General features: G+C 50.2%; 9 protein-coding genes, 11 tRNA genes and 2 pseudogenes. 16 read left to right on the top strand and 6 right to left on the bottom strand.

The genetic code is table 11. From position 1 onward, the window contains the following. Nucleotides 1–10: 10 nt before the first annotated feature. The 11 genes from JCM10914_RS20855 (at nucleotide 11) to JCM10914_RS20905 (ending at nucleotide 1113) form a co-directional block, all read left to right on the top strand. Nucleotides 11–86, top strand: a tRNA-Asn gene (locus tag JCM10914_RS20855). A gap of 4 nt (nucleotides 87–90) precedes the next feature. Continuing rightward, nucleotides 91–166, top strand: a tRNA-Thr gene (locus JCM10914_RS20860). Between the two features lie 32 nt (nucleotides 167–198). Then, nucleotides 199–273: transfer RNA gene (locus JCM10914_RS20865), tRNA-Glu, on the top strand. A 160-nt stretch (nucleotides 274–433) separates the two neighbouring features. After that, nucleotides 434–509 (top strand) — tRNA-Val (locus JCM10914_RS20870). Nucleotides 510–513: 4 nt separating this feature from the next. Further along, nucleotides 514–588, top strand: a tRNA-Gln gene (locus tag JCM10914_RS20875). 9 nt (nucleotides 589–597) lie between these two features. Further along, nucleotides 598–673: transfer RNA gene (locus JCM10914_RS20880), tRNA-Lys, on the top strand. A 14-nt stretch (nucleotides 674–687) separates the two neighbouring features. After that, a tRNA-Leu gene (locus JCM10914_RS20885) sits at nucleotides 688–771 on the top strand. Between the two features lie 7 nt (nucleotides 772–778). Then, nucleotides 779–853, top strand: a tRNA-Gly gene (locus JCM10914_RS20890). A 4-nt stretch (nucleotides 854–857) separates the two neighbouring features. Then, nucleotides 858–934, top strand: a tRNA-Arg gene (locus tag JCM10914_RS20895). 20 nt (nucleotides 935–954) lie between these two features. Further along, a tRNA-Pro gene (locus JCM10914_RS20900) sits at nucleotides 955–1028 on the top strand. Nucleotides 1029–1039: 11 nt separating this feature from the next. Beyond that, a tRNA-Gly gene (locus JCM10914_RS20905) sits at nucleotides 1040–1113 on the top strand. A 302-nt stretch (nucleotides 1114–1415) separates the two neighbouring features. Here JCM10914_RS20905 and JCM10914_RS20910 read toward each other — a convergent pair. Next, nucleotides 1416–1678: pseudogene (locus tag JCM10914_RS20910) on the bottom strand (MGMT family protein). A gap of 49 nt (nucleotides 1679–1727) precedes the next feature. Beyond that, nucleotides 1728–2570 carry an AraC family transcriptional regulator gene (locus tag JCM10914_RS20915; protein WP_023964361.1) on the bottom strand — a complete coding sequence of 281 codons (843 nt, stop codon included), beginning with the start codon at nucleotides 2568–2570 and terminating at the stop codon, nucleotides 1728–1730. 136 nt (nucleotides 2571–2706) lie between these two features. Here JCM10914_RS20915 and JCM10914_RS20920 point away from each other — a divergent pair, with 136 nt between their 5' ends. Continuing rightward, nucleotides 2707–3978: a hypothetical protein gene (locus tag JCM10914_RS20920; protein WP_023964363.1), complete on the top strand. Its 1272-nt coding sequence runs from the start codon at nucleotides 2707–2709 to the stop codon at nucleotides 3976–3978. Nucleotides 3979–4012: 34 nt separating this feature from the next. On the opposite strand, the gene JCM10914_RS20925 is transcribed toward JCM10914_RS20920, so the two are convergent. From JCM10914_RS20925 to JCM10914_RS20940, 4 genes are all read right to left on the bottom strand, one after another. Then, nucleotides 4013–5545, bottom strand: a complete 1533-nt coding sequence (locus JCM10914_RS20925; RefSeq protein ID WP_023964365.1) for an extracellular solute-binding protein — start codon at nucleotides 5543–5545, stop codon at nucleotides 4013–4015. A gap of 76 nt (nucleotides 5546–5621) precedes the next feature. Next, nucleotides 5622–6494: a carbohydrate ABC transporter permease gene (locus JCM10914_RS20930; RefSeq protein ID WP_023964367.1), complete on the bottom strand. Its 873-nt coding sequence runs from the start codon at nucleotides 6492–6494 to the stop codon at nucleotides 5622–5624. Further along, on the bottom strand, nucleotides 6494–7396 hold the full coding sequence (locus JCM10914_RS20935) for a sugar ABC transporter permease (protein WP_023964369.1): 903 nt from the start codon (nucleotides 7394–7396) through the stop codon (nucleotides 6494–6496). Before JCM10914_RS20935 ends, JCM10914_RS20930 begins: the two co-directional genes overlap by 1 nt. Nucleotides 7397–7418: 22 nt before the next feature. Continuing rightward, a complete protein-coding gene (locus JCM10914_RS20940) occupies nucleotides 7419–9782 on the bottom strand; it encodes an AraC family transcriptional regulator (RefSeq protein WP_023964371.1) in 2364 nt (787 codons plus the stop codon). A 53-nt stretch (nucleotides 9783–9835) separates the two neighbouring features. Here JCM10914_RS20940 and JCM10914_RS31490 point away from each other — a divergent pair, with 53 nt between their 5' ends. From JCM10914_RS31490 to ppc, 4 genes and pseudogenes are all read left to right on the top strand, one after another. After that, on the top strand, nucleotides 9836–9970 hold the full coding sequence (locus JCM10914_RS31490) for a hypothetical protein (RefSeq protein ID WP_269433913.1): 135 nt from the start codon (nucleotides 9836–9838) through the stop codon (nucleotides 9968–9970). Nucleotides 9971–10119: 149 nt separating this feature from the next. Further along, nucleotides 10120–10215 (top strand): annotated as a pseudogene (locus tag JCM10914_RS31990) (NADPH-dependent oxidoreductase); the annotation flags it as partial. Nucleotides 10216–10219: 4 nt separating this feature from the next. Continuing rightward, the gene (locus JCM10914_RS31995) at nucleotides 10220–10507 is read left to right on the top strand and encodes a hypothetical protein (protein WP_370570271.1); all 288 of its coding nucleotides are present in this window, start codon (nucleotides 10220–10222) and stop codon (nucleotides 10505–10507) included. A 134-nt stretch (nucleotides 10508–10641) separates the two neighbouring features. Then, on the top strand, nucleotides 10642–13428 hold the full coding sequence (gene ppc, locus JCM10914_RS20950) for a phosphoenolpyruvate carboxylase (protein ID WP_023964375.1): 2787 nt from the start codon (nucleotides 10642–10644) through the stop codon (nucleotides 13426–13428). Nucleotides 13429–13543: the final 115 nt, after the last annotated feature.

Raw genomic sequence — 13543 nt, forward strand, 5'->3', positions numbered from 1 at the left:
GGATACATATTCCCTGATAGCTCAGTTGGTAGAGCACTCGACTGTTAATCGAGTTGTCACAGGTTCGAGTCCTGTTCGGGGAGCCACTTTGCTTCCATAGCTCAGTAGGTAGAGTGCATCCATGGTAAGGATGAGGTCACCGGTTCGATCCCGGTTGGAAGCTCCAGATTTACTTTGTATGGACAAGTTGATTAGCACGGCCCGTTGGTCAAGGGGTTAAGACACCTCCCTTTCACGGAGGTAACAGGGGTTCGAATCCCCTACGGGTCACCATTAATTTCATTGCTTCTGGGGATGAGAACCACCACGGTTCGTCGGAGCATAATCATCGTTAGCTTAGACTACGCAGTCTCGAACGAAGAGAGAGTATCCCCTACGGGTCACCATTATCTATAATTGTTTTTCTAAATTAACACTTATGGCTGGTACATACGGAGGCTTAGCTCAGCTGGGAGAGCATCTGCCTTACAAGCAGAGGGTCGGGGGTTCGAACCCCTCAGCCTCCACCACTTTTGGGGATTAGCCAAGCGGTAAGGCAACGGACTTTGACTCCGTCATGCATAGGTTCGAATCCTATATCCCCAGCCATTTTATTAAGAGCCATTAGCTCAGTTGGTAGAGCACCTGACTTTTAATCAGGGTGTCGAAGGTTCGAGTCCTTCATGGCTCACCATTGTTTCATCTTGTGCGCGTGTGGCGGAATTGGCAGACGCACTAGACTTAGGATCTAGCGTCTTTGACGTGGGGGTTCAAGTCCCTCCACGCGCACCATGTTTTTGCGGACGTGGCTCAGCGGTAGAGCATCGCCTTGCCAAGGCGAGGGTCGCGGGTTCGATTCCCGTCGTCCGCTCCATTATGCGCCCTTAGCTCAGCTGGATAGAGCGTTTGACTACGAATCAAAAGGTCGGGAGTTCGAATCTCTCAGGGCGTGCCATTTTTTATAAGATCATACTTCGGGATGTAGCTCAGCTTGGTAGAGCACCTGGTTTGGGACCAGGGGGTCGCATGTTCAAATCGTGTCATCCCGATTGTTACATCTGCGGGTGTAGTTCAATGGTAGAACTCCAGCCTTCCAAGCTGGTAGCGTGGGTTCGATTCCCATCACCCGCTCCATACTTAAGCAAGACATCACCGTGCGTGATGTTTTTTTGCATTCATTTACGACTGTTCTGCAAAGTGTTAATGTAATAAAGAAACTTGTATGAAGTCTACTAGATTTGCAAGTGATTAGACGGGTATATCTGAAGCGGTAAAAAGTGACCTGTGCGGGCCGCTTTTTGTTGTCTTTATATTCTTCATAGACCAGTAAGGAGTCATCTGCCCTAGAATAGGGGAATATGATTCCCTTTTTTATTTTACAGGCGATCGTGATCTTCAGGTACATAACGGTATTGCTCGAGATCGATACGGCTGTTTCAGTAAAGCTCTACTCCTTCGCCCTCAAGATACAGCATTTGAAGCGAGCGGATTCATCGTCCATCATTGCAACCTCTCCTTTGGCGTTAACGACCCGATGTCAAGGCAGTTTATGCGCTTTGCTCATCAAATGCAATATCCGCACGCCCTGTCTTGCTCCTATAGGACTTCCGGCAGCAGCCGCAATTTGCCCGTACGTCATTACATAACCTTCGGGTATTTCCTTAATGATTCGAAGCACTCTTTCTGTAAAAGGCTGCAATTTACTTTCCGTCATGGGCCTCAATCTTTCTCTAAGCATAGCACAGCTCTCAGTCGAAATAGATATCTTTGCGGATACTGGCCTGCTCCCGCTGGCGCCACTCTCCTGGGGACATGCCTTCCACTTCTTTAAACACGCGGGTAAAATGGTAAATCGTCTTGAATCCGACCTGCCAGGCGATTGTTTTCAAGCTACCAGATGTCCCGAGAATAAGCTTTTGCGCTTGCTCCACTCGGAATTGGCGCAAATATTGCGAGAATGTCATCCCGTAGCTGGCACGGAATACACGGCCTAAGTAGCTGTTGCTGTAGCCGATCTCGTAAGCTGCATCAATCAAGGAAATATCCTGGGCAAAATGAGCTTCGATATAGGCGGCCAGCCTTTGAGCCGCTTCTTGCGGCTCGTAGGTCAGCCCTGCGTCTTGTCCTGCCGCAGACGTTTCTTCCGGCTCAGTCAAACTCCGTTTTCTTGCCAGCTGATAGATCAACTGGCTCAGCATTAGTGCAGATATGGCCTGATAATAGGGCTGCTTGCCGTCGCCTTCGCTGCGGATCTTCTCCAGCAGCGGCTTTATTTGTCCATCATCGTCCGTGAAGGAGCCGGCACAACCGAGTGCCGCGTCAAGCAGCTCCTCGTCGTACAGATTGAACTTCAGATCGAGCGTTCGGCTGGCCCGGCTGCCTTGGGGGGCGAAGCCATGCGTGACACCAGGTGCAATAAGAAAGAATACGCCGGGAGAGACCGGTACGGATTGTTGATCCAGCGTAAAGCTGCCGCTCCCGTCGACGAAATAAATCAATTGGAAGAAACGATGCTGATGGGGCTCCAGACGGTCGCCCCGCTTGTACTCATAACGGGCGGCCCATTGAATTTGCAATCCATGACGGTTCATGCCAACAGCCTCCTGATTTCATTCGCGCTTAGCGACAAAAATAAGCCGATCCCGGATAAACCCGCTTCCTCGGGCGGTATTACAATGAAGGGGACCATCCATTTTCACATTCTGCAGTGTAAAGGAGTTATGTCCCTTGATCATTAGTGAGAAATTTCCGCGTTATACCAGCTTCAATCCGCTTGTCCCCGTATGGTGCCTGACGCCTGGCAGCAAAGGCAGCTTTCACCGTTTTTTCGATACCTCGGCTGTTAGTCCGTCCGGCCGCTATGTTGCAGTGTTGCAAATGCCTCAGGAGGACAGGCTGCCAGAGCCAGGCGAGACGGCCAATATTGCCGTCATCGATCTGCATACCGGGGAAGAGCGGATCGCTGCGAACACTCGCGGCTGGGAGCCTCAGCTTGGTGCGAACATCAACTGGGGCCCAACCGATGAAACACTATACTATAATGACGTTGATACAGCGATATGGGAGCCGATCTGTATCGAGCTTAACTTGCTGACGGAACATCAGCGCCGCCTTGAAGGCGGTATTTATAAAATATCGCCAGATGGCCGAACGATCATCTCCGCTTGTATGAAGCGGATGCGCCGGACGCAATTCGGCTATGGTGTCATGGTACCGGATGTCTTCGTTCCTCGCAATACCGGTTTTCCCGATGATGACGGCCTCTACGCGACTGATGTGCAGACGGGGAAGCGGAAGCTTCTCGTGTCGTTGCGGCAAATCGTGGGGGAGGCTAAGCCTGCTATTGATTGGGAGCGCTATGCTGATGGCGAATGCTATGGCTTCCATTGCAAATTCAATCCGCAGGGCGATCGCTTAATCTTTACGATGCGCTGGTTCAAGTCAGATGAAGAGCAGCCATGGAATATGCTGCATAAGCAGGCTTTAAAGTTCTGGGTGTTAACGATGAAGCCGGACGGAAGAGATATCCATGTGGCTGTCGGACCGGAGCAATGGGACAAGGGCGGCCATCATATCAACTGGTTCCCGGACGGGCGCAGACTATCTATGAATCTGTGCCTGGACGGAGATAAACAGTTGTATTTAGTTCAGGTGAATGAGGACGGTACGGAGCTTGTCAAAATAACGGATTCCGTACCCGGCTCCGGTCATCCCACTGTGCATCCGAACGGAAGGCATATGCTTACCGACGCGTACGAGCAAGAAAAAGTCGCGCTCGATGATGGTTCCGTGCCGTTAAGATTTATTGATCTGGAAAGCGGGACAGAGCAGCTGGCGGTCAGGATACCGGTCGGCAACCCCGGAACGAGCGTCACGCCGGTTTTGCGGGTCGACCCACATCCCGCTTGGGCACCGGATCAGCGCCATGTCGTATTTAATGGTTATGTCGATGGCAGTCGCCGCGTTTTTATCGCCGACTTTGGCCCTCTCTTGAAATAAATAAAAGGCCCCGAGCAAGGGGCCTTTCATTGTCTTATCCTTTTCTTGCGGCGTAAGCAGCGTTCATTTCATCAATGACCTTCATGTAATTGGCATCTGCCTTCAATGTTTCAATATAACGGTCCCAAGCTTCAATCGATTCTTGGCCCATAATGATCTTTGTTTTGAGATCATTCATTTTTTTCGTATAGTCCGGACCGATTTTGAGCCAGGTATCGGATATCAGACCAACGCTTGGATCATCGACGGAATGGGAAGTCCGCTCGTCTACAATTTGCTTGTTGCGCTCGAACAGCTCTTTTGGCATGCCGGTACGGTAAGCCCATAAGTAAGGATCGGACCGTTCAAACACTTTGCCGAATGAGCTTTGGGACACGCTGTCCTTGAACGCTTGCTCAGTGGCCGTTTTGAAGCCATCTTCGCCTACCGTATAATGGACGCCTTCGATACCAAAGCACGCGAGCGTGAAGCCTTCCTCGGAAGCGCCGTAATCCATCAGCGCCAGAATGCGTTTCATTTTATCCTCCGGCACCGATTTCGGGATGAGGAATACGCCGCTGAAGCCCGGCGAGGATGGCGCATACGTGCCTGCGTCCGATTCCAGATAGCTGAGCGGCAGGAAGTTCGCTTGGGGCTCAGTCTTAATCAGCTCCGCTTGGACACGCCAGATCGCTTCGATCGTGTTCGGGTAAATGCCGACTTTGCCCGCTTTGGCTAAATCTTCGGATTGCGTTTCCTTCATAATGGCGTAATCGGCTGGCATATAGCCGGCTGCGAATACTTTGTTCAGCCAGACCAGCGCTTCACGCGTGCCGGGCTCGAAGGTCGTGTCGATCAGCTTGCCGCCGGTTTCTTTCCATTTGCCGTTGCTATGATTGAGCACGCCTTCTGCCCAGCCCAGATCGTTGCGGGGGAGAAGCGGGATCGTGTCTGCAACGCCGTTGCCGTCCGGATCCTGCTCGGCGAAGGCTTTCATGACGTTGAACAAATCATCCAGCGTGCGAGGTATCTCGAGGTTGAGCTTCTCCAGCCAATCTTGGCGGATGATCGGCAGCCATGGGCCGCCGTGGGAAGGCCGTACGGAAGGAATGACGTAGTTTTTGCCGTCGATTTTCGTCTTTTCCCATGTTGCTTCCGGATACTCCATCAGGTGCGGATAGTCTTTCAGGTACGGGCTCAAATCCCAGAATGCGCCTTGCTTAATCATTTGACGCATGAGGGCATTGTTGAAGTCGAGCACCTTGACCAGATCAGGCATTTCACCGGATGCCAGAATGAGGTTGATTTTATCCCCGTAGCTGTTAGGAGACGTCCACATGATGTTGAGCTTCGTGTTCGTCTTTTTCTCGAATTCCTTCAGCACCGGATTGTCGGGGCCAGGAGCCTCCGGCGTATTGAATTCCGTAATGATGCTGATCGATACCGGCTTATCGCCGGAGGTATCCGGGGACGACTTGTCGTCTTTGCCGGACGGATTGGATGAATTGGAGGCGCAGGCCGAGAACAGTGTAACGGCGAGACAGGCGGTAAGCATCAGCTTTACCCAGTGATTGATTTGCTTTTTCATCGTAAGAAACCCTCCCTTTATTTTTTTGTGGATTCAGTTGTTTCGTTTCGTGAGATTTCCGAATAGGCTGCAGCAGCTATTCTTTAATGGAGCCGAGCATAACGCCTTTGGCAAAATGCTTTTGCAGCAGCGGGTAGATCATGAGAATTGGCGTTGTCGCTACGACGACGGCAGCCATTTTCAACGTTTGGGCGGGCAATTGCTGTTCATTCATCAGCTCTGCGGCACCTGAGCCTTGTGATGAGGTGGAAGATTCGATCAATATGTTTTGCAGCAAAATTTGCAGCGGCCATTTCGTAGAGTCATTAATATAGAGGACCGCATTGAAATAGGTGTTCCAGTAGCCAACGGCGTAGAAGAGGCCAAATGCGGCCATAGCCGGCAGCGACAGCGGCAAAATGATGCGGAAAAAGATGCCGATGTCATTGTAGCCGTCTACCATAGCGGCTTCCTCTAGCGCAGGCGGAATGCTGTCGAAGAAGCTTTTCATCAGAAACACGTACCAGCCGCTGCTCAACACAGGCAGAATCAACGACCAGATGTTATTGATCAGATGAAGATCGCGCACGAGAATGTAATGCGGAATGATGCCAGGGCTGAACAGCATCGTGAAGAGCACCATCATCATGAGCGGTTTACGGATTTTTAAGCGCTTTCGGGAAAGCCCGTAGGCAAGCGTAGCGGTAACCATGAGACTAAGTACCGTGCCTACCGTTGCTAGAAAGGTGCTGACGCCCGTTGCGCGAATGTATGAAGCGGTGGACAGGATGTATTTGTACGACAGCAGTGACCATTTTTCCGGAAACAGCACAAAGCCTTGCTTGGCGATATATTCGGCGGGATCGGTGAACGAGACGACAAATACATAGTAGAACGGGAAGAGCGTTACCAGTCCGACCACCGTCAGAATGAAAATATTGATCATATCGAACAGCTTGCCTTCTTTCATTAGTACAATCCCTCCTCGCCGAATCGTTTGGCCAGCTTATTGGCGCCAATGACCATGAACAGGCCGATGACCGACTTGAACAAACCGACGGCGGTGCTGTAGCTGAATTGGCCTTGCTGAATGCCGTTGCGGAAGACATAGGTTTCGAATACGTCCGCCACATCGGTAACCGCGCTGTTCATCATGAGGAATACCTGCTCGAATCCGACGTCCATAATGCTGCCGAGACGCAGGATCAAGAGCGTAATGACGACATGGCGAATGCCGGGAAGCGTGACATGCCAGATTTGCCGGAGCCGGCTGGCGCCGTCGATTTTGGCCGCTTCATGAAGCTGCGGATCGATGCCGGCCATTGCCGCAAGGAAGATGATCGTTCCCCAGCCGGTCTCCTTCCATATGCTCTGCACAGTGAGCAACTGCCAGAATATGGACGGATTTGTCAGGAAATTGTAAGGCTCGAAGCCGAAGTTCACGAGCAGCTTGTTAATGATGCCTCCGCTTTCGGACAGCAGCAGAAACGTAATGCCCGAAATAATGACCCAGGACAGGAAATGGGGTAAATAAATGACGGACTGGATGACGCGTTTGTACCGTTTCAATCGAAGTTCGTTCAGCATAAGGGCAATGATGATCGGCATTGGAAAATAGAACAGGATGTTCATCAGGCTGATCACCATCGTGTTGCGGAAAATCAGAAAGAAATCGGGATTTTTGAACAAGGTGACAAAATGCTCGAACCCGACCCAGGGACTTTTCCACATGCCCATATAAGGCGAGTAATCTTGAAATGAAATGATGATACCCCACATCGGCACATATTTGAACAGCAGGAAATAGATGACGCCCGGTAAAATAAGCAAATATAAAAACAGATCTTTCCGTATGCCGGTTAGAACCTTCATAACCTCGTTCCTCCTAAAGCCGTTACTCATGTGTATGCTTCTCACGGTATTGTCCAGGCGTGAGGCCTTCGTGTTTTTTGAACGTGCGGTTGTAATAAGCGGGCTGATAGCCGACCTGTGCGGCGATTTCGCTAATTTTCAAATGCGTGCCGACAAGCAATTCCTTTGACCTGTTTAATCGTAAACGGGTTAAATAATCAATGAAGTTAACGCCGGCAAACTGCCTGAAGCTGACGCTAAGCTTCTGCGGGTAAGTGCCGAACCGTTCGGCGCAGTCCTCCAGCGACAGATCCTGCATGTAATGCTCCTGCATGAGAGCGATCACTTTCTCAACCGTCCGTTTGATCTCCATATCCTTATGCGACTGCATTTCCTCCATAAATGGCGCCAATACGGAGGCGTTGAACCAGTTCAGCATGGCAGAGGGCTCGCGGAGCTGCAGCAACTGCTCGTACAGATTAATCCCTTTGTATAAGCGCTGAGGATTACTGCCCATCTGAATTATCGTAAAAAGAACGTTGCCCAGCAATTGCAGCATCCCCTGCTGAATGGCGTAAGCATTGGACGATTTGGCGCGCAAAGCGTCCATGAAAGCCTCGGCATGCTGGGCGGCTTGCTCCTCCATACCTGATTGGAGCGCCTGGAGAAGCATGTTTCCTTGAAGGAAAGGATAGGTTGAAGCGGGCTCGCCTGCCGGCGCTGCTGCCTCTGTATCGATTACCGAATTGCCGGCTTCGCTTCCCCGGTGGCGTATCGCTTGGCGGGTATCCTCCAGCATAATGGATAACAGCTTCACGGAGTTCGTCACCCGGCTGACGCCAACGGTTGTTTGGAGCTTCAGATATGTCTGCAAAGGCGCGATCAGCGTCCCGCCGAATGCCGAGACGGATGCTTTGATCTGCTCCTTGGACAGCTCGGCAGAATGGGTGAACAGCGCCCCGATCGTCAGGTCTTGAAAATTAATGACATGTGCATGCAGGGGCAGCGAAGAGTGTCCGGAGCGCTGCTGCTTCTGAAGCATCTCCTCCATAATGTTGGCTGCCGCGAACGTAAGGAGCCGGTCGTCACCGCTCATCAAATTGCCATATTGATTGGCAAAGCCGCTGAGCTCCACCAGCAGCATGGAATAGCAGACGTTGTCCGTCGGCAGCTCATATTGTTCGAATTGCTCGCGGATCCGGTAGTCGGGCAAAGTATTCAGATGCCCCTGCACGAGTTGCATTACGAATCCGTCCCGCAGGGCGGGCATTGCCTTCTCCAGCTTGAATTTCATATCCGTCCTTTCCCGGAGCAGATAGTTCCATCTAGACTCGATAAACTGCACCTCATTTCTTCTTGGTGCATCGGCGGCGGATGCGGGCTGATCATGTCCAAATACTCTGGTCAAATGGAGCAAAGGCCGGTAAAGCTGCTTCGATGCAAGCCATGACAAAATAAAGGCAATGACCAGTCCCAGTATTCCGGCGAATAAAGGCAGCTTGAATATCCGCTCTACCGGCTTGATCAGATGAGATAGCGGCGTTGCGCATACGTAGAGCCAGCCTGTGCTTTTCAGATGACCATAGGTTACGACGTACACTTCCCGGTCCGAAGAGTAGGAGAAGGAACCAGAGCTCTTCCCGCTGTTCTGTACGGCAGCGAGAATGGCATCATTCAGCTTGGACTTTTCATCATCGGCTCCAGCCGGGTACGCTGCGCTAGTAACCAGATAATCTTGATCCGGGTTAAAAATGAATGCGCTTCCTTTTTCCGGTGGACTAAGCTGCTCCACTAAGGAGGCAAGCTCCCCCTTGTTAAGGCCGACAATAATCGCACCGTAGGCGGGGTCGCTTAATACAGTAACTTTTTGTACCAGCGATAAGCTTAGCGTGTCATCGGTGCGGTTTTCTGTATTATCCAGCCGGTCTGTCCAAAAAATCATCTGCTGCTGTTCCAGCAGCGGAAGAAAGCGAGCTTCGAACAGCTCTTGCGGAAGCGGGCGGCTCCCATCCTCTCCATCGATAAGAAGCGGCTTGTCGCCTCCAAGTAGCAAGGAGACTTGGCTAATGAGCGGGTCGGATTGCTTCATGACGACCAACTGATTAAATAAATCAAGCGTATAGCGCACATCTTGCCCGATGGAGTGGCCCGGAAGCTCCATAATGAGCGGATTGTATGCCCATTGATTGACCGTCATTTTCAATTGAGTGAGCTGAGCATCCATCCTCTCTGATACTTGCGCATACTGAAGCTCCTGGGTGCGGCCGACCTCCCGTTCAATTTCGCGAATCCCCGTGTAATAGGTTAGGATAGCGAGCGAAATTAATGGGATGCTTGAGATGAGCAGCGTAATGATTAAGCTTTTGTGGAAGAAGCTGACGTTGTTTCGGGGCCTGCCATTTTTCATTCGATCGAATCCCTTTCTCCGTCTGCATACCCTCACTATAGGAGGGCGTATCCTTGCAGACAATTGGACATTTTTATAGTGACGCGTTTATCGCATTGGATATTTTTCGCATGAATCGTTGCACTTTTTTAGCTGCTAGCCGCAAAGCAAGGCGTACCGCTTCATTTTACATGGAAGCAGCGTTTTGACACAGGGGCTGGAGTCTTTTTCCCGAGACATTCTAGTATGGGAATACACGTAAGGAAGAGGAGGGACAAGCTGTGAATGAAACGAACAAGTGATGCTGGGGCATCGCTCCATCCGTAAATTTAAGTAGTCACCGGTCTCTAGGGAGCAGTTGGATGCCATCATAGAGGCGGCGCAGCATGCGTCCACGTCCAGAAATATGCAGGCTTATACCGTTATTCGCATTACCGATGCCGGGCTGAGGGAACAGCTTGCTGCGCTGGCGGGCAATCAGGCGTATGTGTCGCCATGCCCGGAGTTTTTGGTATGGTGCGCTGATTTGCACCGGTATGAACGGGCGGCGGCGAGGGCGCTTTTCGGAAGGCGAGGAGCACCGCAGCACGACGGAAAACTTCATCGTCGCGACGGTCGACACCGCACTGGCCGCGCAAAATGCTGCCGTTGCCGCCGAATCGCTAGGTCTCGGCATCGTCTATATCGGCGGCTTGCGCAACGATCCCGGGCAAGTATTGGTCTTTATGAGGTGTTTGTGTAATTAAACGGATGAATCATCTGGTTAATTTTTTTCATCGGGAAATTACACAATTCCGCCCGCTTTTATTGTATGATGTTAGGAAGGCGTTACGTCCTAAAGATAAACTGTTGAAATGGTTTGAGATGGGAGGAGTAGGCATTGACTGAACTTACAGCAACCGCAAAGAGCAATTCTAACAATCTGCTGCGGCGAGATGTACGGTTCCTTGGCAATATTCTAGGAGAAGTTCTTGTCCATCAAAGTGGCAACGAGCTATTAGATATAGTTGAGAAAATTCGTGAGACAAGTAAGTCGTTACGATCCGTATTTTTGCCAGAGTTATATGCAGATTTCAAGAGGATCATCAGCACCTTGGATCCTGACATTCGACATCAGGTGATTCGCGCATTTGCCATTTACTTTCAATTGGTTAATATCGCTGAACAGAATCATCGAATTCGCCGTAAACGTGATTATGAACGTTCCGCGGGTGACGGTGTTCAACCCGGCTCCATTGAAAGCGCGATCCAGGATTTGAAAGAGCGTAATATTCCGCTTGAAGAAGTTCAAGATATTCTCGAGAGTATGTCTCTGGAGCTTGTCATGACAGCTCACCCAACAGAGGCTATGCGTCGAGCGATACTGGATATTCATAAACGGATCGCAGACGATGTAATGCAGCTAGACAACCCCACATTAACGTTCCGTGAGCGAGAACAGCTGCGAGAGAAGCTGCTAAATGAAGTCATTACATTGTGGCAAACGGACGAGCTGCGTGATCGCAAGCCAACTGTACTCGATGAAGTCAGAAATGGCATGTATTACTTCCATGAGACACTCTTTCACATCCTGCCTGAGGTTTATCAGGAACTGGAGCGGTGCTTGGGTAAGTATTATCCGGATCACCATTGGCATGTTCCTACTTATCTACGGTTTGGATCATGGATTGGTGGAGACCGCGACGGGAATCCATCGGTAACAGCGGACGTAACATGGAGAACGTTAGAAATGCAGCGCAAGTTGGCTATTCGCGAATATCAACGGATTCTGAGAGAGTTCATGAAGTATCTGAGCTTCAGCTCTTCGATTGTGAATGTATCCGATGAATTGATTCAATCCATTGAGGCGGATCGCAGTCAGGTTACGTTGAAGAAGACAGACATTTGGCATAATGAGAAGGAACCTTACCGGATAAAGCTAGTCTATATGCTGGCGAAAATGAGCCATATACTTAACGAGAACATGACAGGTGGAGAGCGTTACGCTTCGCCGGATGAATTCATTGAGGATCTGAACATCATCGATCGCAGTCTGCGTTTTCACTATGCTGACTACGTAGCTGACACATATGTGCAGAAGCTTATTCGTCAGGCAGAATTATTCGGCTTCCATACAGCGACACTGGATATCAGACAACATAGCCAAGAACATGAGAACGCTATGAGTGAGGTCTTGAGCAAGATGAATGTAACTCAAGACTACGCAGGCTTAAGCGAGGACGAGAAGATTGATCTGCTTCACGGGTTGTTGAATGATCCACGTCCCTTGACTACACCATATCAAGAGTATAGTGATAGTACGCAGGAATGTCTGGATGTATACAGAACGGTATACCGAGCACAACAGGAATTCGGTGCAAAGTGTATCTCTAGCTATCTAATCAGTATGTCAGAAGGTGCCAGTGATATTCTTGAGGTGATGGTATTTGCCAAAGAAGCAGGCTTGTTCCGCAAGGATAATGACGGTACGGTCATCTCTACACTTCAAGCAGCGCCTTTGTTTGAGACGATTGAGGATCTGCATGCCGCGCCGGACATTATGCGCAAGCTATTCAGTCTTCCGATCTATCGCGAGGCTGTGAGTGCGATGAATGATCTGCAAGAGATTATGCTTGGTTACTCGGACAGCAACAAGGACGGCGGAGCGATTACAGCTAACTGGGAGCTTCAGGTGGCACTCAAGAATATTACCGAAGCAGGTAATGAACATCAAATCAAACTGAAATATTTCCACGGTCGAGGCGGTTCGCTCGGTCGAGGCGGAATGCCTCTCAACCGCAGCATTCTGGCTCAACCTGCCTCCACTATTGCTGGTGGTATCAAAATAACGGAACAAGGCGAAGTCATTTCCTCTCGTTATTCGTTAAAAGGAATCGCTTATCGCAGCTTGGAGCAAGCGACATCCGCTCTCATTACGGCTCAGATTAATGCTCGCTATCCCGTAGAAGAGTCCATCGGGAAGGAGTGGGAGGATATCGCCTCTAACATCTCGGCAGAGTCACAGAAGAAGTATCAGGATCTTATCTTCCGTGATCCGGACTTCCTAAGCTTCTTCAAAGAATCAACCCCTCTTCCGGAGGTCGGAGAGCTAAATATCGGTTCACGTCCTTCCAAACGGAAGAATAGTGATCGTTTTGAGGATCTCAGAGCTATCCCGTGGGTGTTTGCATGGACTCAGAGCCGTTATCTGCTGCCAGCTTGGTATGCGTCTGGTACGGGCTTACAGAGCTTCTACCAAGGCAATGAGGAGAATCTGAAGGTTCTGCAGAAGATGTACACGAGCTATCCATTCTTCACTTCGCTGATTGACACGCTTCAGATGGCATTGGCGAAGGCGGATCTGATCATTGCCAAGGAGTATTCCTTGATGACGAAGGATGAAACGGTTCGGGAGCGAATCTTTGGATTAATCGAGAATGAGTTTAATCTAACCAAGGAATTGGTTCTCAAAATCACTGGCCAACAGGAGATTCTTGACAACCAACCGGTTCTACAAGAATCGATTCGTCTGCGGAATCCATATGTTGATCCGCTGAGTTATCTCCAAGTTCAATTGTTGATTGAACTTCGCGAGATAAGAGACGAAGAGCAGGATAATCCGGAACTGCTCCGAGAAGTATTGTTGACGATCAACGGCATTGCGGCAGGCCTGAGGAATACAGGCTGATATCCGGCTCAAACACCGTAATTGTATCAAAAGGGATTAAATGAAGAGACTCCCTGGGCGGAGTCTCTTTTTGTTCTTATAAGGGATGTTTGTACGTAATAATTGTTGATTTTTA

Source organism: Paenibacillus sp. JCM 10914, assembly GCF_001315105.1.
Lineage (GTDB): Bacteria > Bacillota > Bacilli > Paenibacillales > Paenibacillaceae > Paenibacillus_AQ.

What these genes read in the sequence shown, in the direction of transcription:
- JCM10914_RS20930 (WP_023964367.1), bottom strand. Translation starts at nt 6,494, where the DNA reads ATGAAAGAAGGCAAGCTGTTCGATATGATCAATATTTTCATTCTGACG.
- JCM10914_RS20915 (WP_023964361.1), bottom strand. Translation starts at nt 2,570, where the DNA reads ATGAACCGTCATGGATTGCAAATTCAATGGGCCGCCCGTTATGAGTAC.
- JCM10914_RS20925 (WP_023964365.1), bottom strand. Translation starts at nt 5,545, where the DNA reads ATGAAAAAGCAAATCAATCACTGGGTAAAGCTGATGCTTACCGCCTGT.
- JCM10914_RS20940 (WP_023964371.1), bottom strand. Translation starts at nt 9,782, where the DNA reads ATGAAAAATGGCAGGCCCCGAAACAACGTCAGCTTCTTCCACAAAAGC.
- JCM10914_RS20935 (WP_023964369.1), bottom strand. Translation starts at nt 7,396, where the DNA reads ATGAAGGTTCTAACCGGCATACGGAAAGATCTGTTTTTATATTTGCTT.